General features: G+C 40.0%; 17 protein-coding genes and 1 tRNA gene. 10 read left to right on the top strand and 8 right to left on the bottom strand.

The genetic code is table 11. The annotated features are described in order from the left end of the window. Window positions 1-273: 273 nt before the first annotated feature. Together ACM0OW_RS02315 and ACM0OW_RS02310 are read left to right on the top strand one after the other, a co-directional pair. A complete protein-coding gene (locus ACM0OW_RS02315) occupies window positions 274-1,308 on the top strand; it encodes an aspartate carbamoyltransferase catalytic subunit (protein ID WP_414548401.1) in 1,035 nt (344 codons plus the stop codon). A gap of 459 nt (window positions 1,309-1,767) precedes the next feature. After that, window positions 1,768-2,358: a ferric reductase-like transmembrane domain-containing protein gene (locus ACM0OW_RS02310; protein WP_414548400.1), complete on the top strand. Its 591-nt coding sequence runs from the start codon at window positions 1,768-1,770 to the stop codon at window positions 2,356-2,358. A 5-nt stretch (window positions 2,359-2,363) separates the two neighbouring features. On the opposite strand, the gene ACM0OW_RS02305 is transcribed toward ACM0OW_RS02310, so the two are convergent. Then, complete coding sequence (locus ACM0OW_RS02305; protein WP_414548399.1) at window positions 2,364-2,504, bottom strand: hypothetical protein; 141 nt, start codon at window positions 2,502-2,504, stop codon at window positions 2,364-2,366. Between the two features lie 201 nt (window positions 2,505-2,705). On the opposite strand from ACM0OW_RS02305, the gene ACM0OW_RS02300 reads away from it, so the two are divergent. The 4 genes from ACM0OW_RS02300 to ACM0OW_RS02285 all read left to right on the top strand — a co-directional run bounded on the left by ACM0OW_RS02300 (window position 2,706) and on the right by ACM0OW_RS02285 (window position 7,393). Beyond that, a complete protein-coding gene (locus ACM0OW_RS02300; RefSeq protein ID WP_414548398.1) occupies window positions 2,706-4,118 on the top strand; it encodes a cytochrome P450 in 1,413 nt (470 codons plus the stop codon). 256 nt (window positions 4,119-4,374) lie between these two features. Continuing rightward, window positions 4,375-5,607: an MFS transporter gene (locus ACM0OW_RS02295; protein WP_414548397.1), complete on the top strand. Its 1,233-nt coding sequence runs from the start codon at window positions 4,375-4,377 to the stop codon at window positions 5,605-5,607. Between the two features lie 316 nt (window positions 5,608-5,923). Beyond that, window positions 5,924-6,271: a hypothetical protein gene (locus ACM0OW_RS02290; RefSeq protein ID WP_414548396.1), complete on the top strand. Its 348-nt coding sequence runs from the start codon at window positions 5,924-5,926 to the stop codon at window positions 6,269-6,271. 156 nt (window positions 6,272-6,427) lie between these two features. Continuing rightward, a complete protein-coding gene (locus ACM0OW_RS02285; protein ID WP_414548395.1) occupies window positions 6,428-7,393 on the top strand; it encodes a GTPase family protein in 966 nt (321 codons plus the stop codon). 34 nt (window positions 7,394-7,427) lie between these two features. On the opposite strand, the gene ACM0OW_RS02280 is transcribed toward ACM0OW_RS02285, so the two are convergent. Further along, window positions 7,428-11,081, bottom strand: a complete 3,654-nt coding sequence (locus ACM0OW_RS02280) for an NB-ARC domain-containing protein (protein WP_414548394.1) — start codon at window positions 11,079-11,081, stop codon at window positions 7,428-7,430. 398 nt (window positions 11,082-11,479) lie between these two features. Between ACM0OW_RS02280 and ACM0OW_RS02275 the strand changes: the two genes are divergently transcribed. Further along, complete coding sequence (locus ACM0OW_RS02275) at window positions 11,480-11,917, top strand: pentapeptide repeat-containing protein (RefSeq protein WP_414548393.1); 438 nt, start codon at window positions 11,480-11,482, stop codon at window positions 11,915-11,917. A 38-nt stretch (window positions 11,918-11,955) separates the two neighbouring features. Here ACM0OW_RS02275 and ACM0OW_RS02270 read toward each other — a convergent pair whose 3' ends face one another. From ACM0OW_RS02270 to ACM0OW_RS02260, 3 genes are all read right to left on the bottom strand, one after another. Next, entirely contained in the window at window positions 11,956-13,296 is a 1,341-nt protein-coding gene (locus ACM0OW_RS02270; RefSeq protein WP_414548392.1) for a TldD/PmbA family protein, read from the bottom strand. Window positions 13,297-13,459: 163 nt separating this feature from the next. Then, window positions 13,460-14,932, bottom strand: coding sequence for a TldD/PmbA family protein (locus tag ACM0OW_RS02265; RefSeq protein ID WP_414548391.1), 1,473 nt, complete (start codon window positions 14,930-14,932; stop codon window positions 13,460-13,462). Between the two features lie 657 nt (window positions 14,933-15,589). After that, window positions 15,590-16,069: a hypothetical protein gene (locus tag ACM0OW_RS02260; protein WP_414548390.1), complete on the bottom strand. Its 480-nt coding sequence runs from the start codon at window positions 16,067-16,069 to the stop codon at window positions 15,590-15,592. A 592-nt stretch (window positions 16,070-16,661) separates the two neighbouring features. On the opposite strand from ACM0OW_RS02260, the gene ACM0OW_RS02255 reads away from it, so the two are divergent. Beyond that, on the top strand, window positions 16,662-17,138 hold the full coding sequence (locus ACM0OW_RS02255; RefSeq protein WP_414548389.1) for a hypothetical protein: 477 nt from the start codon (window positions 16,662-16,664) through the stop codon (window positions 17,136-17,138). Here ACM0OW_RS02255 and ACM0OW_RS02250 read toward each other — a convergent pair. The 3 genes from ACM0OW_RS02250 to hisF form a co-directional block, all read right to left on the bottom strand. After that, a tRNA-Ala gene (locus tag ACM0OW_RS02250) sits at window positions 17,130-17,202 on the bottom strand. The two genes, ACM0OW_RS02255 and ACM0OW_RS02250, sit on opposite strands and share 9 nt — an antisense overlap. Before the next feature lie 94 nt (window positions 17,203-17,296). Then, complete coding sequence (locus ACM0OW_RS02245) at window positions 17,297-17,488, bottom strand: hypothetical protein (RefSeq protein ID WP_006196909.1); 192 nt, start codon at window positions 17,486-17,488, stop codon at window positions 17,297-17,299. A 108-nt stretch (window positions 17,489-17,596) separates the two neighbouring features. After that, window positions 17,597-18,370, bottom strand: coding sequence for an imidazole glycerol phosphate synthase subunit HisF (gene hisF / locus ACM0OW_RS02240; protein WP_414548388.1), 774 nt, complete (start codon window positions 18,368-18,370; stop codon window positions 17,597-17,599). A gap of 153 nt (window positions 18,371-18,523) precedes the next feature. On the opposite strand from hisF, the gene ruvB reads away from it, so the two are divergent. Continuing rightward, window positions 18,524-19,627: a Holliday junction branch migration DNA helicase RuvB gene (gene ruvB / locus ACM0OW_RS02235; RefSeq protein ID WP_414548387.1), complete on the top strand. Its 1,104-nt coding sequence runs from the start codon at window positions 18,524-18,526 to the stop codon at window positions 19,625-19,627. Between the two features lie 168 nt (window positions 19,628-19,795). Further along, the gene (locus ACM0OW_RS02230) at window positions 19,796-20,602 is read left to right on the top strand and encodes a tetratricopeptide repeat protein (protein WP_414548386.1); all 807 of its coding nucleotides are present in this window, start codon (window positions 19,796-19,798) and stop codon (window positions 20,600-20,602) included. Window positions 20,603-20,676 lie beyond the last annotated feature (74 nt).

Raw genomic sequence — 20,676 nt, 5'->3', positions numbered from 1 at the left:
TTTTTCTTTTTTGCTTTCTTATGTAACTGAATATAACATTATGTAAATATTTTTTGCAAGAGATTGACAAATGCCAAAGGTGTGGTTAACCGTAATAAACAGTGAAGAGCTACCTGAGAATGTGCGATATCGCCTCAAAACCTCGCCTTGAGAAACAGGTATCTATTTAGATAGAAGGCAAGTGCTATGATTTCCACTGAATATGTTATGTAATTTAAAAAGCTGTAGAGGCGTAAATTATTGCGTCTTTACATAGAACACTGAAAGCTATTTATGCCTACTACCACCTGGAATCGTCATCACGTTCTTTCTCTTGCTGACTTCACAACAGCCGAATACGATATTGTTTTACAAACTGCTGCTAGTTTTCAGGAGGTGCTGTCACGGCGGACAAAGAAAGTACCCAGCCTACAAGGACAGGTGGTGGCGAATTTATTTTTTGAACCTTCCACACGCACCCGCAGCAGTTTTGAACTGGCCGCCAAACGTCTGAGTGCAGATACCCTCAACTTTGCCGCAGCCAGTTCTTCCATGACCAAGGGAGAAACAATTCTTGATACAGCGAAGACCTATTTGGCGATGGGAACTGATATTATGGTGATTCGCCATCGAGAAGCTGGAGTTCCGAATGCGATCGCTCAAGAAATGGATCGTCTAGGTGCGCGAGTGAGTGTCCTCAATGCTGGTGACGGTCAACATGAGCATCCTTCCCAAGCATTGCTAGATTTGTTTACTATCTGTACTTTAATTGATCGCAGTCATCCCCGGTTAGAACTGTTAAAAGACAAAAAAATTGCGATCGTCGGAGACATCTTACATTCTCGTGTAGCGCGATCAAATATCTGGAGTTTAACAGCCAGTGGCGCACAAGTGCATCTAGCCGCACCACCAACCCTGCTACCTCAGTTATTTAAAGACTTTGTTTTAGAAGAAGATAAAACACCCTCATCCCCCACACTCAACCGTCAACTATTTCTACATTGGGAATTAGAACCAGCTTTACAGGATGCAGATATAGTCATGACTTTGCGCCTGCAAAAAGAACGCATGACAGCTCATTTACTCCCCAGTCTGCGAGAATATCATCAAACCTTTGGCATTACACGCAAAAAGCTGCAACTGTGTCAACCTAACGTTAAAGTTTTACATCCAGGGCCAGTTAACCGGGGTGTAGAAATTAGCTCAGATTTGATGGATGATCCAGAGTTTAGCTTGATTCAGTCGCAAGTTACCAGTGGTATTGCCATTCGCATGGCACTATTGTACCTGTTAGGTAGTGGCAAAGATTCAGCAACTCTCATCAAATAGGTTCGTAGTGAGGACTAAAGTCCTCACTATCCAAGTATGCAGTCAATACAGATATAGTGGCACTAAAACAGCAAAACATAGCCATAAAAAGCGACCAATATTAACAGTGGGCAATGTTGAAATGAGTTGGGATATTTGCGCCCAATCAAATTACCTGGAACTTCTAATTACTATCCTACATGGGTTTGAGCTTTTAAAATATGTTCTTGATTTACGTTTACGAAATGCTTAAGTTGAACTTAACTTGCTAAAGTTGGCTGGCGTAAGTACGTAAAAATATGCAAACTGTAATATGTAACAACGACATAGTGGTTTACAGACAAATATATATGAGCAATATATTTTCTGTTACCAAGACTGAAGTTGCTTACTTATTGAATGTAGCAATTTTTTTATTCACAAAATAGCTCAATTTGCAATAGACAAAATCAGCAACCTACATACAATATTTAGTAATTTATGCGCCTAAATTTTAGCATTAGTAAACAATCCCTCATCTTTCTAATCCTTTACTTAAGCAGCTATATTGCTTTTGTACTTTTAGGTTTATATTTTAGACCTGTCCCTCTAGCTAACTTCCTTGGTTGCTTGGCATTACTATTTTACACGGCAACTTTAGTACCAAGTATATTAAGAGTCGTTTTTCCAAATACGCGTGGCAACAAGATATTAATTTGGCTGCTCAAGAAAAGACGGCACATTGGTATTATCTCCTATATATTAGCATCAAATCATGGTTTACTGCTAATGCTTCAAAGAAATATTAATTTTCTACATCTAGAGACATATATTCACTATTTCCAAGGTATTTTCATGTTTTTTATCATGACTCTACTGGCAATCACTTCAAATGATTGGAGCATGAAAGCTTTAAAAAAGAATTGGGTAAGACTTCATCAACTAACTTACCTAATTATATTTGTGCTTCCTTGGCATATATTAGATAAAATGTCATGGCATTGGAGCTATTTAACTCCCTTAGTATTACTCGTGAATTTTATATGTATTTATTTCTTTATGAAAAGAAAGATATTAGAACATCAAATATGATCACCTTAAAGCTTTAGGAGACAAATCACCATATACACTGCTGTTTCAAAATGCGATCGCACTTCTGGTGATGGGATGGATGTGGGCGATGCAGAAGCCGCCACTACGTGATCGCTCTCCCGGTCTCCAAAAGGCTTAAGTTGCACTTAACTTGCTAAACTTGCCTGGTGTAAGTACGGGAAAATACGCACACTAGAGTATGTAACAACTACTCTAAATGATTTATAAATTATGATTTTAGGGAAATCGAGTTGTGATTCTAATCTAACTCAATGAATCATTCGGTTATTTAAAAGTTCATGATTTGAGTCAGGAATAATTGCAAGAGTTTACTAAAAATTAAATCAATGGCACTACCCAATCCTGTAAAAATTCCTACTTTTGTTCAGATAGTACGTTGGTTTGTATCCCCCCTATCCCTACTAGAAGAATGTGCTAAAAACTACGGTGATATTTTTACTCTGTGTATTAGTCCCCAATTAACTCCAGTCGTAATTGTTAGCAATCCCATCGCCCTACAGCAGATATTAACAGGTGATTCCTCCGGGAATTTTACCGCACCTGGTTATCAAAATTCCACATTTGGTTGCTTGTTTGGACCATCTTCTCTCATCGCCATAGATTCTACAGAGCATCAGCGTCAACGTCAACTACTCACACCTGCATTTCATGGTGATAGGATGCGTAGTTATGCTGGAGCTATAAATGATATTACTGAAGTAATTATTAGGAATTTGGAAATAGGTAAATCCTTTTCTATACGAGATGTTACTCAAGCTATTAGTTTGCGGACAATCGTCAAGCTAGTGTTTGGATTTTACGAAGGTGACAGTGCAAAGCAGATGGAAAATTTGCTCAATCAAATGTTGAATAACATCAGTTCCCCAGGTGGTGCAGCTATGCTTTATTTGGGGTTTTTACAAAAAGATTGGGGAAGTTGGAGTCCTTGGGGTAAGCATATAAAATTGCAACAAGAGATAGATAATTTACTTTATTCAGAAATTCAAGAGCGGAGAAAACAAGCAGATACATCGAGAACTGATATTTTGAGTTTGATGATGTCTGCTAGGGGTGAAAACGGTGAATCAATGAGCGATCAAGAATTGCGGGATGAATTGTTAACTTTATTGATTGCAGGTCAAGAAACCACTGCGACTGCTTTGGCTTGGGCTTTCTACTGGATTCATAAATTACCAGCAGTAGGAGAAAAATTGCTGGCAGAAATTGATAGTTTATATGAGGATTTCCCTGACAATCCCGATATTAATGCCATAAATAAATTACCCTATCTCAATGCGGTTTGCTGTGAAACCCTACGAATTTACCCAGTCGGAATGCAAACTTTTCTCCGCAGAGTCGAAAAGCCATTACAAATTTCTGGATATGATTTGCAACCAGGTACTTTATTATATGGGAATATTTATTTAACCCATCAACGTCAAGATTTATATCCAGAACCTAAGAAATTTCGCCCCGAACGTTTTTTAGAAAAGCAATTTTCTCCCTATGAATTTCTACCTTTTGGTGGTGGTGTGAGGCGCTGTATTGGTGCAGCTTTTGCTTTATTTGAAATGAAGGTTGTACTTGTGAAAATACTATCTGCATATTCATTAACCTTAGTAGATAATATTGAAGTTAAACCAAAGCGACGTGGTTTAGTTACCGCACCAGCATCTCCGATAAATATGCTGATTACTGGTAGAAGAAATAGCTCGAATAGAAATTCTATTTCCCAAGACTCTTCAATTGCAACAACATAAGCGATCGCATTTATGGTGATGGGGATATCAACCTAAGTATTATTATTGATAATAAAGCAATATAAAGTTACAATTGCTTTATTATCTGATATTTTTATGTATTTTTTTCCTATTATTTGATTAAAAGAATATTCTCCAACTGTTTAATCAATGCTTAATCTTAAGTTAACTTATAGTTAACTTGCTAAAGTTGCCTGGTGTAAAGAGTATAAAGTACGCAAACTAGAGCGTATATTAACTACATCACGCATGAATCATGGTCAAAAATGTACTTTCTACTAAGATAATTCCAACAGCATTAAAGTCAAGAAACTATCGTCTTTTTTTTATAGGACAAGGAATATCTAGAATTGGTACTTGGATGACAAATGTAGCAACTATTTGGCTAGTTTATCAGTTAACGGATTCAGCATTGATGCTAGGAATAGTAGGATTTATAAGTCAAATTCCTTGCTTTTTTTTAACACCCTTTGCCGGGGTTATACTTGACAGATGTAATCTTCATAAGATGCTAATCTTAACTCAAAAACTAGCAATGCTGCAATCACTAATACTAGCTATATTAACTCTGTGTAACGTGGTTAATATTTGGTGTGTAATTGGTTTAAGTTTATTGCAAGGTTTGATTGATGCTTTTGATTCACCTACTAGGGATACATTCATTAAATATGTAGTAGATAAAAAAGAAGATTTAGCTAATGCAATTGCATTAAATTTTATACTTGTCACTGGAGCGAGATTAATAGGTCCTGCTATTGCAGGTATCATCATTGTTAAATTAGGAAGTGGATACTGTTTTTTAATTGATAGTATTAGTTATATTGCTGTTATTGTTGCTGTATCCAATATCAAAATTCAACACCAAATTATAGCAAACCAACAAACTAATTTTTGGCAGCAATTTAAAGAAGGATTTACCTATACATTCAGTAGTGTTGATATTCGAGCGATTTTACAAAATTTGGCATTATTTAGTTTATTTGCTATGCCATATACCACGATTGTACCAATTTTTGCCAGTGAAATTTTACATGGTGATGCCAGCACTCTTGGTTTCCTAACAGCATCAGCAGGACTAGGAGCGTTATTTGGCGGAATTTATCTGAACATTCGTCCAATTGAACGGCATTCAGGAAAAATGATGGTGTTTGCCACAGCAATTTGTGGTGTTGGGCTAATTGCTTTTGGTATTTCTAATGTACTCTGGTTTTCGCTGTTAATGTCATTAATTATTGGTTTTAGTGGCATTATAGAAATCGCCTCTAGCAATACAACACTACAAACAATTGTTGAGAATGACAAACGCGGACGAGTCATGAGTTTATTTACAGTGACATTTGTAGGGATTCAACCTTTTGGTGATTTATTAACAGGTAGTTTAGCTCATAAAATTGGCGCTCCTAATACTTTAATTATTTGTGGTAGCTTTTGCCTAATTGGAGCTTTTTTGTTTGCTAAACACTTTCCTAGTTGGATACCTAAGCCATGATATCACCTTCTTGATTTGGCTAAAAAAGATATGCCAAAGGCATTAAGCTTCGCTTATCGCACTTTTGATGATGGGGTTGATGCGGGCGATGCGGAAGCCGCTACTACGTGAACGCTGTCAGAAAATTTACGAACGTCTTAAGTTGAACTTAACTTGCTAAAGTTGCCTGGTGTAAATACGGAAAACTAGGCAGACTGTAATCATGCAACAACTACATCGCACTTTACAAATAACTCTTTATGTGCGTAATCAGGCTTGGTTTTGATTTGTACAGATGTGAAGAGTGCGATCAAAATACTTAGATAAGGAGTAAAAGATGGCTGTTGGTTTAGAAGTTGGAGTCGATGTACTTGGAATCGCTGAAGCGATCGCATCTAGTGTTAATGCTGATCGAGACCGTGAAGGATTCGTAAAGGGTCTAATGGAAGAAGCTTATTTTAAAGCTGGTAAAAATCATAATGTGATGGTTTTTAATTTGAGCCAAAACTATGATGAAAACTTCAAGGGAGTTAAATTTTTTGCTAAGACTAATTATAACGGTATTACTTACGGTATTTGGGCTTTTGAAAGTGGTGATTTTACCAACAAAGGCGATGGGGGATGGATTAACTGGGCTTTCAAAGGTCAGTTTGACAGAAATGGTAGCTATGTAAAGTTCCGCTAATTTATAGACAGTAGTTAGGAATATTAAGGCATGGAATCTAATAGTTCATGCCTTTTTAGAGTCCATCTTGAGATTGCATTATTCATATTCAGATAAATAGGTGTTAGCAGCCTTGGCATCTGTGTTAAATCGGCAAAATAAATAGGAGATAATTAAATGCATTCATACAGTCGTGAAAAACCAGTCGAACTATTGTTGGATTTTGTGAAAAATCAAGGCGAATCACCTAAATCTATAAATGAGATTGAGGAACGAATCAATAAACTTATTAACTATGAACCTAAAGTTGGAGTATTTGGAAAAACTGGAGTAGGAAAATCTAGTTTGTGTAATGCGCTTTTTGGCAAAGATGTTTGTGAAATTGATGATATTGCAGCTTGTACGCGAGAACCTAAAGAAGTTCTTTTATCTATTGGTAATAAAAAATTAAAGTTGATAGATCTACCAGGTGCTGGTGAGAACAAGGAACGCGATAAAGAATATGCAGAGCTTTATAAAAAGCTACTACCTGAGCTTGATCTAATTTTTTGGGTTCTTAAAGGAGATGATAGAGCTTTTACTTCAGATCAGGAGTTTTTTAAGAAATTAGTGCATCCTTATTGTGAGAATGGGAAACCTTTCTTGATGATTATCAATCAAGTCGATAAAATTGAACCATATAAAGAATGGGATGATAAAAAGGGAATACCTAGTTCAAAACAGTTGGATAACATCAAGAAAAAGTGTGAGGAGGTCGAGCGTACTTTTAATTTAGAATTAGAGCAAATTGTACCTGTTTCAGCTAATGAGCAATACGGTTTAAAGGAATTAGTAGACCGTATTATTCATGCTTTGCCACGAGAACAAAAAAAAATAATGTTAGACATAATAGAAGAGGATGAAGTTGAAAAATATAAAGCCGAAGCTGAAAAAGCTAAAGCCGAAGCTGAAAAAGCTAAAGCCAAAATAGAAGAAATATTACACACCATACCCCCCCAAAGAAAAGGAAAAATATCTGATGAAGCAAGAGAAGAGGCTGAAAAAGCTTGGTGGGATACTATTACTGAAATATTCATGGCAGCACTTGGTAAAAGTAAAGAGAAGATACATGAATTGATCGCTCAGGTTTTTTCTTCCTTCTAAATGCGATCGCCCTCTTCCCAACTCTCCCAAAACCCTACCCCAAACCCTCAACCGCCCCCAAAGCCAACAAAGCCGATCGCTGCGCTGCTGTTAACCCAGTCACCCCCCTGATGTTCATCCCTTGATAAAGGCGATCTACTTTCAGGGTTTTGATGCACTCACCTGTTTCCACATCCCAAAACTTAATTCCCTCATCTTCACTAGTATGAACCAAGATATTACCAACAGAATTAAAGCAAACAGAACATACTCCATTAATATGAGTATTCAACACTTTTAAACAGGTAAAGTTATTCAGATCCCATAAGCGAATTGTTTGATCAGAACTAATGGATGCTAAGGTATAACCAACTCCCTCCGGGTAAGCTGCGCTAACAGGACTAAAATTGACTGACCATACACTAGAAGTATGGCCTTGCAACACTTTTATGCAAGTAAAGTTACTAGTATCCCACAATCGAATTGAACCATCAAGACTAGCACTAGCGAGTATTTTACCATCTGGACTAAAACGCACTGACCAGACTCCATAATCGTGACCAGGCAAAGTTTTTATGGATTTGCCTTCACCCACATCCCATAACTTAATCAAGCAATCATCACTACCTGTAACCAAAGTATTTCCATCAGGACTAAAGCTAACTGACCAGATTGCATTCGTGTGACCTTCTAATGTTTTTATACATTTATGCTCTTGAATGTTCCATAACTTCACACTCATGTCCCTACTAGCACTAGCCAAGGTTTGACCATCAGGACTAAAGGTAACTGATATTACTCCACCGCTATGGTCGTTAATCGTTGTAATACAATCACCAGAAATAACATCCCACAGTTTAATGCTTTTGTCATTACTGCCACTCGCTAATAAAGAACTATCTGGACTAAAGCTAACTGACCATATCCAATCTGTGTGACCTTGTAAAGTTTTAGTATAGTATCCAGACGCAACATCCCATAGCCGAACTAAACCATCAAAACCACCGATCGCCAATATACAATTAATCCCCTTCGGGGAAGCTGCGCTTTCACCGTAGGTCTGCCGCAGGCATACAGGGTTAAAATTGACCGAAAGCGCCCCACTATTATGACCCTGTAACGTTCTCACGCACACACCTTTGCTGACATCCCATAAACGCACACTGGAATCACTACTGGCACTAACTAAGGTTTGATCATCTAAACTAAAAGCGATTGAGAACACGGTACTGTTATGACCGTGTAAAATTTTAATGCACGTACCTTGCTGCACACTCCACAACCTCACACTGGAGTCATAACTACCGGTGGCTAGACTTTGACCATCTGAACTAAAGCACACTGACCATACTTCATTTGTATGGCCGTGGAATGTATTAGTGCAAGTACCTTTATTCATATCCCATAACCGAACAGAGTAGTCACTACTGCCACTGGCAAGAGTTTTACCATCTGGACTGAAGCGAACCGACCAGACCCTGCCAACATGACCTTGCAAAGTTTTTATGCAGATACCTTCACTGACATCCCACAAGCGAATGTCGCAATCTTGACTACTGCTTGCCAGGATAGAACTATCTGGATTAAAACGGACTGAACATACCGCACTAGTATGACCTTGCAGTATTTTGAGGCACTGGCCTAGACGGACATCCCATAAACAAATTAAAGTGTCTTGACTACCACTAGCTATAGTTTGACCATCCGGACTAAAACTGACAGACCAAACAATACCTGTGTGTTTATCTAAAGTTTTGTGGCAATCTCCTGTTTTTGTATCCCACAATTTAACGAATCCATCATGACCAGCACTTGCCAGAGTTTGCCCATCTGGACTAAAGGCGACTGTCCAAACCCAACCTTCATGTCCCTTAAATGTCAACAAATTTTTGCCATCCGCCATTTGCCACAAATGAATTTGTCCATTGGCATCACCCGTAGCCAAAAGTGTTCCATCTGGACTCAAGGCAAGTGAATAAATATTCTTAAAAGTTGCTGCAAATACAGACTGATCAAAAGCAGTATTTTGAAAATTAACTCCAGCTAGATTTACACCCTGTAAGTCCGCCTGCCGAATGCTCAAATTTGAGAAATCATACCCCTGTAAACTTACTTGCAAATGCGTTAGCAAGTTAAGGACATTTCCCCCGGCATAGCCTGATAGTATTGGAGCTTGATATCTTTGCTGTTCTAGTAAATCTTGCAATAAAATTACCAGCTTTTGTTGAGAGCCTATGTCTAGCAACAATTGCTCAAGCAACGGTTGCACAATTAATTGCTTTTGTGTCTCTCGGATATAGTCTTTGGCTGTTGCCTTAATCAAAGCATGGGTTTGAAGTAAGCCTAGAGAAACAAACTTTTCTGCTACTAATTCTTGATAAATTTTTTCAATCAATCGCTGGATCACATATTCCATCACCACTGGTTGCAAGAAGAAATGCTCACCGCTTGTTTCAATTAATGAACATCGCCGTAGAGATTTAATTGCTGACGGTAATTGACGTTTGGAAGCAGATGTGACAATATCCTCAATTAAATCGGCAATGGATACTGGCTCTCGATTAATTGCCAGCCAATACATCACTTCTTCTTCCACTGCTGACAAACGCTGGAACTGGCACTCTAATAAGTCGCTGATATCCTCAAACAGGAGTATACCCTGTTGCATATACTCCAAAACAGGGGCAATCTTACCATTGAAAAGCTCTTGGGTTCCGGCTGCGACAATCTTCAGCGCTAAGGGATTACCGCCATAATGCTCGATGAGTATTTGCCATTCTCGTTCTGTACCTGTAAATAGTCCTTTTTGCTGAAATAACTGTTGTCCCTCATGAGGATTTAATCCCTTTAATGGCAGAGATTTCACTCCTGTTCTGTCTCCTTCTAAGGAAACAATTTCTTTGGGTTTTTCTCTGGAGGTAAGCAAAACGCAACTTTGATGAGGTACTTCCCCAACGCACTTGAGTAATTGACCATATCCCTCGTAGCCAGGACAATATCGCCCTGCTTGTCCATCTCTAGAGAGAACTGTCTCAACATTGTCTAATATCAGCAGACATCGGTTTGATTGCAAACATTCCATCAGTTTCGATAGTTTGCCATCAAAGCTTTCAGGTATCACTATCTCTTTCCGCAATGCCCACAACACAAATTGCAATATGCTGATTAAATTCTCCTCTACTGGTGGTGCATTTTGCAGGCTTCTCCACAGCACTACCTCAAATTCGTTTTGAACTTGCAATCCTAACTTGACTGCTAAAGTGCTTTTACCGATACCACCAATTCCCAATAACGCGACTAAACGACACCGTTCCTGTAATACCCACTGTCGTAGCTGCAATAATTCCTGAGAACGACCATAAAACAGCGATACATCCGGTGCTTCTCCCCAATCATACCGGGGATTTGTGTGTCGGAGTTCCAAATGTTCCGGGGTACTTGGTCGGGTATAATCACTGTTACCTAATTCCAACCCAAAGGTAGCAAAGGCAGACTGCAAGGAACTTTTATCTACAGGTTCTAAGCGTCCCTGTATCCTAGATATAGTGTGTAGAGCTAAATGGGTGCGATCGCTCAGTTCTTCTAAAGAAAAGCTATCTCCAGCATTTTCATCAAACTCAGCTTGAGTTTTGGCTGCTTGAAATTTATCCCAACCTTGTAGGGTAAGGATTACACCCCGTCTGCGTCTATTTGGTTGCTGTTTCATCATTACCTAAAACGGAGTAGATGCATCGTAATTAGACGATACTGGGATATTCTACCGATTTATTCAAATTTACGCTATTTAGCATCAAGTACCCGTCCTGAATTGTCAACCAAATGGATATCTAAGTGAATACCCAGGAAGGATTATCGGATAACATGAGTTAATTTCAACAATTAGTTTTTCACAAATTTTGGCGATTTAAGTCACCATGCACCGCAATATACTCTGATGCGAAAAGTTTCTAAAAAATGTTGTTTTTGAAATATAACTATTTTTTAACTTATGTATTCAGTAAATTCCTCCTATAGCGAGAGGACATAATACTGAGAACAGTGCATAATCTATATCATAGAAGTGAATTAAATCATTAACTTCTAGGAATTATACAAGGTAGATAAATTATGAAAACCATATTTTTGACCGCAGCAGCGCTACTCAGTACGCTATCCTTAGCTGCGCCCATTTCAGCTACAGAAAAACTTACTCCCAAACAGCAGTTACTAGAAACTAGGGAATGTTATGGTTGCGATTTAACAAACGCTAACCTTAAAGGCGCTCACCTCATAGGCGTTGATTTGAGAAACGCAGATTTAACAGGTGCTAACTTAGAACAGGCTAATCTAGAAGGCGCAGATTTAACAGGTGCTAACTTACGCTCTGCTGACCTTACAGATGCCTTTGCTAATAGTACTACCTTTGATTACGCAAATCTGACCAATGCCGATTTGAGCGATGCCAACTTATATAATGCTCAGGTTAATGGTGCAGTAATGATTGGTACTGATGTCAGTGGTGCTGACGGTTTTAATATCAATCTTGGTATTGGTGGTGAAGAATAAGAGTTAAGAGTTAAATCATAACTCCTAACTCCCAACTTTTACTCACCAGTAATGGAAAGTTGGTCAACCCAAATTTTGGGACATACTCCACCAGGAGTAAGTTCTGCTTCTTTATCTACATAAACAATCGATTTGAGAAGTTCTAAGAAATCGCCAGCCACAGTTGCTGATTCAATACTCGTTTTCACACCCTTGTTAACTAGCCAGCCATCGAAAGGTAGAGAAAACGAGCCTTGTAAAGATTTCACTCCTGCATGAAGAGCTTGCAAATCGTCAATTAAAATCACATTTTCCGCAGTGTCTAAACTCAAATTTTGTTCAGGTGACGTGGCTGCAAACACATGATAAAAATTAGGACTGACGCTAACTTTTGCACCAATACTGGCGTTACCTGTAGGTTGGGTATTCATTCTTTTCGCAGTACCTGCACTGTGAAGAAAGCTTTTTAAAACACCATTTTCAATCAGCGAAACCTGACGAGTCGGAGTTCCTTCGCCATCAAAACTTTCCGCCCCAACGTTAGCTGGGTGCAGAGAATCATCATAAACTGAAAGTAGAGGTGAAGCAATTTGCTTGCCTAAATCATCAGCATTCGATAAACTTTGATTATCCAAAATGCTTTGAGCGTTGAACAAATTAGAAAACGCACCCAACAAACTTAAAAAAGCATCAGGAGAGAAAACAACTCGATATTTACCAGACTTAATTTTTTCATAATTCAAGTGGCTGATGGTTTTCTCTGCCGTTTCCTTAATACAACCATTGATATCAAGATTATTCACACTCCGTTCAATTCTAAAAGCACTACCACTGCGGGGCTTTTTCCCCTCTTCCTCGGTTTTGCTGTAAAGATAAATCGATGCTAATGAATGAGATTCCGTTCTGGTTGCGCCATCGCTATTGAGATAAAATCTGTCAATATCTCTTTGGGCTAAACCGTTATAAGGTACGCCCTGAATTGCCTGATGCGCTGCTAAAAGTTCTTTTTCAGCTAAAATTAGGCTATTTATTAACTCAGCCACAGGTGCTTGGGCTGCTTTTTCCTGATGTGTGCTGGTGATAGGAACAGTTGCTTCCGGGCTAAAATCAGGGACGTTTTCTTTCACCCCAAAAAAACTAGCTTCGTAGGCAGTTTTTAATGCTAATTCCAGCCCCTTGGGGTCTACATCTGTGGTGCTGGTGACACCCATTGTATTGTCTTCATTCCAGACCCGCACTGTCACCCCAGAACGATTTGAGGCTTTAACTTGTTTTGGTTCACCTTGGTCTACTTGGACGCTAGTTTCATCTACAGTGGAGCCATAAATGTCAAATTTTTTAATCCCAAGTTTACTAGCATTTTCCTTGGCATTATTAGCAATGTCATTAATATTCGGCATGGTCAATTTTGGATTTTAGATTTTAGATTTATGGGGGTGTTACACAACTGATTTGGCGGATAAAGATACATATTATGGGTGGCCTTCTAGCCCACCCAAAACAGGCAAGATGCCTGTTCCACAAGAGAATCATCATGCACTGTTTTAGGCGTTGCCAAATTCTTTATCTGCCGCCGACGGTGATAGAGTCAACTTTGATGTGGGGTTGTCCTACTGTGGTGTAGATACTGCCACTAACGGAACCACAGAAGCCAGGCGCAAGTTCCAAATCTTGGGAACACATAGAAATTTTGTTCATGATTTCCTTGGCTTCACCAATGAGGATGGCTCCTTTGAGTGGTTTTGTGATTTTGCCATTTTCAATTAAATAAGCTTCATCTACACCAAAGTTAAATTGACCTGTAGCCCCAACGCTACCGCCACCCATCTTTTTACAGTAAATGCCTTTATCAACTGAGTTAAATAAATCTTCTGTGGTGTATTCTCCAGGAGCAATATAAGTATTACGCATCCGACTAGCAGCAGCAAAGGTATAACCTTGGCGGCGACCACTTCCGGTTCTGGGGTGTCCGGTGCGGGAAGAACCTGTTCTATCTGCTAAGAAGTTTTTCAGAACACCTTTTTCAATTAATAGGGTTCTTTGCGCTGGCATTCCTTCGTCGTCCATGTCAATAGTACCGAAGGCATTTTCTGCTCGACCTTCGTCCCAAGCTGTCAGACTTTCGTGGGCAATTTTTTCGCCTTTTTTGTCTGCAAAGGGTGTGGTCTTACGTTCAATTTGCGTAGTTTCTAGCAGATGTCCGCAGGCTTCGTGGAAGATGACCCCACCGAAGTGATTGGCCATGATAATCGGGTAAGTACCTGAATCTACATAATCTGCGTACAGCATTTTTCCGGCAGATTCGGCAATTTTTTCGGATGCTTCTTGATAATCCCAAGTTCTGAGGAAGTTAGCATCACTCGTATTACCTGCGCGTTCACCGATAGATGTACGATTCGCGCCATCTGCACACAATAGGTTAAATCCTACGGATTGAGTGAGGCGAATGTCACGGGCGAATGTGCCATCACTAGCAGCAACTAAGACTTCTTGCCAGTCGCGGAAATAGGAAGCCCGGCGGGATTGTACATGGTTAGCTTTTTTCTGGAGGTGGCTAGTACCATCAAGCAGCACTTCACCCATTTCTCGGATGGAACTACACAAAGATAACCAGCCATCTTTACCTCTTTTTGTGGCGTAATCTCTGAGTAATTCTAGATTAATTTCTGGGATGAAGGCGTTATGAGTCGGTAGTTCTAATCCTAAAATAGAAAGTCCTTTTTCTAAGGCCGCTTTCAAACCAGAAAAAGATAGGTCATTGGTGCTAACGTAGCAGTCGGCTTTGCCACGAAACACTCGGACTCCTGCACCTGTGGCTAAACTGGGCGAAATACTAGTAATTGCGTCGTCTTCTGCTAGACAACTGATATAGTTACGACGTTCTAAGAATAATTCGATGAAGTCAGCACCTGCGGCGCGTCCGAGTCCGAGAAGGGTAGCCAGGGGAGCTTCCCAAGTTTCGTCGAATCGCTCTGCCGTGGAGGAATATTGTAGTGTGGGGATTTGGTTGGAGATAAGTAGCGTACTTGTAAGCATGAATAGTCCCGTATGCTGGCGTTATAGTTAGGTTTACTGTATTTTCTTAACTTGTATATCTATCTAGGTTAATAATTTTTTGGTATTATTGCAACTTAGTTCTTCCTTATCGAGTTTATTGTAACAAATATCTAAGCAATTGTCAACTGCCAATTATCTCTTTTGCATTGAACTCAAGAAGGAATTTAGGAATATTCCAAAGATAAATTGTAGTGTAGCAGGGTTAGCGATCGCCAGCAATTTCAAGTAAGTTAAGCTGTTATTCTAGCGCAGCTATATGCTAAATTTATCTTGCTTTTTTTCCTAGATGTCTTAGAGAAAAATGAATAATATTTTAAATGAAAGAAAAAGATAATTGGCGCATCCTGATTTTTTGAAGTTGGGCAATGATGGGGATGATTGCGCCACAGGTGAGAAAGGGTTTTGTCAGTGATATCAGCCACCAAACAAGGAACAACGGGGGTTTTTAAGATAGCAATTGGTAAGGTGGTTTAAGACAGCGTTGAGAGGTCACAGCCTTGAATCGACTGTGTTTAAACGCATTAATTCGTACTTTGCTGTACTATGTTTTCTATGTTTTTGCATAAATTCTAGCCCTGTTAAGGAGTCGGCGATGAAGAGATTTTCGCCTACTGTTCCTTAACCCTAAGCCATCAGTTATCTCATACAACACAATTGATTAAAACTTCTAGTTGTTGTGATCAGTTGGGAACTGCCGTAAGAACCTATAATGGGAATCTCATCAGATTCTGAAGCAAAAGATTTATGTTCTGTTATGTAAAACCAACCTTCTATCTGTACGGTGAGAAAAGTAGTTGGAGAGTTTGAGGGATTTGACCCATCATGAGAAAGGAGGATTTGAAAATCATTACATCCCTCCAACAGTTGCTTCTCACTATTAAATATAATTGTATCGTTGATAGTTCCTGGTCCCCCTTCAATGGCTGGACCAGTAAGAGTTAGGTTGATATTACTATAAGTACCATTTTTAAAATCGAATGAACCAGTTAATGTTCCTCCATCATCAAATGTAATATTATTTGCTGTCCACCTCAAAGCTTGGTCTGGAGATTTACTTACATAAACACCAGCATCACCACTACCAACAACTAACGGCAAAATACGAGATAGCTTCATGAAAATTTGTCCTTGATAGAGTCAAAAGAATACACAGACAGAAAAATTGCGGACTGAAGCCGCAGACATCCGCAGCAGACAGTACCAAAAACTATTTACTTCAGTGAAGGTTTAAATGCTCAACCTGGTAAATTACCTTTTACACACTGAAGTCTCAGTAATTTATTAGTTACAATTTAATCTAATACAAAAGCTAACCGCAAGGGTCTTTACCTTAATTTATCGGAATGTTCAATTTCCTTTGCACTAATTTTACCTTTTACGTAAGTTGGATACTCATACGGTAAATACTGTTACCTAGTAAATCAGGCTAAGTATTTTATCTAGTGTAAATCGCGGATGTTCAGCGTTCTTTGATTACTATCGTTGTATAAAAACATCCGCCTTGATTTTGAAGATAAGAATTTAGACGCGATTCATCGCGTCTCTACAAGCGCTTTAAGGTTTCGTTGGTTTCGCCGTCTAGCTCTTGGTTGTAGAATTTATCCAGAAAGCCTGTCATTGCGTATCGTTGCACTAGTCAGGTCTATAAGGCTTGAAACCTTTGCAGACAAGACTTGTGTGTACACCGTAGCTCCTCGCAGGGGAGGGGTTGGGGGAGGGGTCAAATCTGAAATCTTGGCTGAATAATCACCATATCACTGAGCGGGAATTTGGCGATCGCCTGTCCACTTCCAGCGAAAATAATTTTATGTACCTAACTCAAATTATGAGTGCGATAGCGCAAGCGCTGACTTGTCAGTTCGCTGATAATTTGGACTTAGAACCGTTTGAATACAATCAACTTCCCCCAGCTTTAGCAGCATATTATCAGCAACATTTACAAAAAATGCTCCCACCTGCACAACAGCAGGAATTTAGCCGCGACATTCTGAATATATTAGCAACAGAACAGCAACCAATATCCGCAGAGGCCATAGCTGATATCCTCGATATCGATGAATTTACAGTTGAGGAAATACTAGAAAATTGGCTGGAATTCCTGCAACGGCGAACAACCGGAGATCAAACCCAATACCAACTTTACCATTCCAGCTTTCGTGACTGGATTATTCAGATATGGAGCTAAGCGGATTCGAACCGCTGACCTTCTCAATGCCATTGAGACGCGCTACCAACTGTGCTATAGCCCCATGTTATGATGCTTTTTAATATTACCTTAATATTTGAATTTAGTCAAGCCAGATTGATTAAATGTAAAGTATATCTTCTATTCCACAGGATTTGTTAAGACACTTGTAACAAATAGGTCATACAGTGTCCCATGAGGAAATAAACTACCAACATAGCAGCAGCTGCAAGGGCAACCAATGTCCCAGCCAGCATTAGAGAGAACTCTTTATGCTCTACGGCTTTTTCCATGAGGTGCAGCGACCATGCTACCAGCGCTACGTCAAATAGCAAAATAACAATCAACATAATATTTCTTAATATTTATTCATACTTGTAAACCAATGTTAACACTATTTGAGATAACTGTATCTAACTTATGATGGATGTGGTTAAATTTTGATGATGTTTTGGACATCAAGCACACAACCGTACTGGTACTGAATGATCGTGCAAATAGTTCTTTATTTCTGCCACACTTAATTGTCCGTAATGCAGTAATGATGCTAGTAATGCAGCTTCGGCTTTACCCTCGGTTAATGCCGTATAAATGTGTTCACAATTACCTGCGCCACCAGAAGCAACAACCGGAACTTGTACAGATTCGGCGATCGCTCTGGTCAGCCCTAAGTCGTAGCCAGCTTGAGTTCCATCAGCATCCATACTCGTCACCAGTAATTCCCCTGCACCTCGTCTTTCCACTTCTTGCGCCCAACGTAAGGCATCTAAACCAGTATTTTCTCTACCACCTCGCACATAAACATCCCAGCCTGGATTGTTAGGATCAATCCTGCGTCTGGCATCAATTGCAACCACTATGCACTGATTACCGAAGCGATCGCTTGCCCGATTGATTAAGTCAGGATCACGTACAGCTGCTGAATTAATACTAACCTTGTCAGCGCCTGCTCGTAACAAAGCTTTAACATTTTCTAAGGTTTGTATTCCACCACCAACAGTCAAGGGAATGAAAACCTGTTCAGCAGTGCGGTACACCACATCAATAATCGTATCCCGGTCTTCATGAGTCGCCGTAATATCCAGAAACACTAACTCATCAGCACCGGCTTCGTTGTAAACCTTGGCCAGTTCCACCGGATCACCTGCATCCTTGAGGTCTACAAAGTTAACTCCTTTTACAACCCGTCCCGCCTTCACATCTAAGCACGGTAAGATTCTTTTAGATAACATAATAACTTTTTCACTCCTGGGTAATCGACTGGAATTTAATTCTAAATTGACGCGTGTAGTTCTCACCGAAAATTTCTGCCCTGTGTTTACTCGCAGCCATTGCGACATAGATAGCCCTCAAACAGTCCTCAAGTCAAAGTTGATAGCTGAATTATGGCGATAATCTCCTCGAAAAAACAGCCTCAAGAACCCAATGGACAACCAAAGAAGCCCCGTCGGGAGTCCACCCCCGCCCCCGCAAATGAGAACATTTTGCAACCTGAAGCTGCTATTGACGAACAAGGGAAGCAAGAAGAGAGTATCAGACCTCAGCAATTTGCTGATTACATTGGACAGAAAGACTTAAAGGATGTGCTAGATATTGCCATCAAAGCAGCTAAGTCAAGGGGTGAGGTGCTGGATCACTTGCTGCTATATGGGCCTCCGGGATTGGGTAAAACAACAATGGCAATGATTTTAGCATCAGAGATGGGAGTTGACTACAAAATTACCAGTGCGCCAGCGCTAGAACGTCCCAGAGACATTGTAGGGCTACTAGTGAACCTGAAACCCGGAGATGTCCTATTTGTTGACGAAATTCATCGTCTTTCGCGGATGACAGAAGAAATTCTCTATCCAGCGATGGAAGATTATCGTTTAGATATTACCGTGGGTAAGGGTGCTGGCGCTCGTATTAGAAGTATACCACTGAACAAATTTACGCTGGTGGGGGCGACAACCCGTGTGGGGGCGCTGAGTTCACCTTTACGCGATCGCTTTGGGTTAGTTCAGAAGTTGCGCTTTTACGAAGTTGACGAACTCACTAAAATTGTGTTAAGAAGTGCCGACTTCCTCAAAACTCCTATTGCTGAAGATGGGGCGACAGAAATTGCTCGTCGTGCCAGAGGTACGCCCAGAATAGCAAATAGATTACTTAAACGGGTACGTGATTACGCGGAAGTTAAATTATCGGGTGAAATTAACGAAGTGGTTGCATCGGAAGCATTGCAACTATTTCAAGTCGATCCCTGCGGTTTAGATTGGACAGATCGCCGAATGCTGAGTGTGATAATTGAACAATTTAATGGTGGTCCTGTGGGCATAGAAACAGTTGCTGCGGCTACAGGTGAAGATACCCAAACCATTGAAGAAGTTTATGAACCTTACCTGATGCAAATTGGCTATTTAAGCCGGACTCCCCGTGGCCGAATCGCCACCACCTCAGCCTATAAACATTTGGGTTTTAAACCGCCTAATGAACAGTTGTCGTTATTGTAGTTAGGAGAAGATAGCTTGTAAGGGCGGGTTTATTCATATTGTCGTTTATGTTGAATGATATCTGTGATAGCTTGCGTGGCGTAGCCATACCCGCCCCTACTGGAGGTTGGGGACTTTCTTGTATAGAAGTGATCAATAGCGTCTTAGCAGATTTAAAGGAAAATCTAGATGATCAAGTTAATTGGGTTTGTTTTGAGTTTGTTGCTGGTGTTGGGCTGGAGTACACCAGTTTTGGCAGTATCAGAAGTGCCTAGTATTACTCAAGAACAGTTAAAACAAGGAGATGAATGGGCTAATAAGGCTTTAAAAGCGACTAATAAGGGTGATTTTGCCACGGCGGAAACTTACTGGACACAGATTATTGAGCAGTTTCCCACCAATGCAGGCGCATGGAGTAACCGGGGAAATTCGCGGGTGAGTCAGAATAAGTTGCAAGCAGCATTGACAGATTATAACCAAGCTATAGAATTAGCCCCCAATGCCACTGATCCTTATTTAAATCGGGGTACAGCCTTAGAAGGATTGGGAAAATGGCAAGAGGCGATCGCGGATTATAATCATGTTTTAGAACTTGATCCCAATGATCCGATGGCGTATAACAATCGGGGTAATGCCAAATCAGGTTTAGGAAAATGGCAAGATGCGATCGCAGACTATCAAAAGTCAATGGAAATTGCCCCAAATTTTGCCTTTGCGCGGGCTAACTACGCCCTCGCCCTCTATGAAACTGGTCAAATCGACGAAGCCATCCGCGAGATGAAGAATATAGTCCGCAAATATCCCCAATTTGCCGATATGCGTGCCGCCCTCACAGCCGCTTACTGGGTAAATGGCAACCAAGGCGAAGCCGAAAGTAACTGGGTAGCAGCTTATGGGCTGGATAACCGCTACAAAGATATGAACTGGGTAACAAATATCCGCCGTTGGCCTCCCAGTATGGTAGTAGCTTTAGATAAATTTTTGAAACTTCAATAATGACTGCTGAAGGCTTTCAAGCAGGTGTCAACGATAGCTTAGTATCGGGATAATTTGAAATTGTTGTGAGGAAA

Origin of the sequence: Anabaena sp. CCY 0017 (assembly GCF_963920885.1) — a bacterium.
Classification (GTDB): Bacteria; Cyanobacteriota; Cyanobacteriia; order Cyanobacteriales; family Nostocaceae; genus Nodularia.
The sequence above is the reverse complement of the archived record's forward strand: the minus strand, read 5'-3'. Positions and strand labels throughout refer to the sequence as shown.

Bases quoted from the DNA above. Each gene is read 5' to 3' on its own strand.
- ACM0OW_RS02285 (WP_414548395.1), top strand. From the start codon at position 6,428: ATGCATTCATACAGTCGTGAAAAACCAGTCGAACTATTGTTGGATTTT.
- ACM0OW_RS02280 (WP_414548394.1), bottom strand. From the start codon at position 11,081: ATGATGAAACAGCAACCAAATAGACGCAGACGGGGTGTAATCCTTACC.
- ruvB (WP_414548387.1), top strand. From the start codon at position 18,524: ATGGCGATAATCTCCTCGAAAAAACAGCCTCAAGAACCCAATGGACAA.
- ACM0OW_RS02270 (WP_414548392.1), bottom strand. From the start codon at position 13,296: ATGCCGAATATTAATGACATTGCTAATAATGCCAAGGAAAATGCTAGT.
- ACM0OW_RS02230 (WP_414548386.1), top strand. From the start codon at position 19,796: ATGATCAAGTTAATTGGGTTTGTTTTGAGTTTGTTGCTGGTGTTGGGC.
- ACM0OW_RS02260 (WP_414548390.1), bottom strand. From the start codon at position 16,069: ATGAAGCTATCTCGTATTTTGCCGTTAGTTGTTGGTAGTGGTGATGCT.
- ACM0OW_RS02290 (WP_414548396.1), top strand. From the start codon at position 5,924: ATGGCTGTTGGTTTAGAAGTTGGAGTCGATGTACTTGGAATCGCTGAA.
- ACM0OW_RS02295 (WP_414548397.1), top strand. From the start codon at position 4,375: ATGGTCAAAAATGTACTTTCTACTAAGATAATTCCAACAGCATTAAAG.
- ACM0OW_RS02310 (WP_414548400.1), top strand. From the start codon at position 1,768: ATGCGCCTAAATTTTAGCATTAGTAAACAATCCCTCATCTTTCTAATC.
- hisF (WP_414548388.1), bottom strand. From the start codon at position 18,370: ATGTTATCTAAAAGAATCTTACCGTGCTTAGATGTGAAGGCGGGACGG.
- ACM0OW_RS02245 (WP_006196909.1), bottom strand. From the start codon at position 17,488: ATGTTGATTGTTATTTTGCTATTTGACGTAGCGCTGGTAGCATGGTCG.
- ACM0OW_RS02315 (WP_414548401.1), top strand. From the start codon at position 274: ATGCCTACTACCACCTGGAATCGTCATCACGTTCTTTCTCTTGCTGAC.
- ACM0OW_RS02275 (WP_414548393.1), top strand. From the start codon at position 11,480: ATGAAAACCATATTTTTGACCGCAGCAGCGCTACTCAGTACGCTATCC.
- ACM0OW_RS02300 (WP_414548398.1), top strand. From the start codon at position 2,706: ATGGCACTACCCAATCCTGTAAAAATTCCTACTTTTGTTCAGATAGTA.
- ACM0OW_RS02265 (WP_414548391.1), bottom strand. From the start codon at position 14,932: ATGCTTACAAGTACGCTACTTATCTCCAACCAAATCCCCACACTACAA.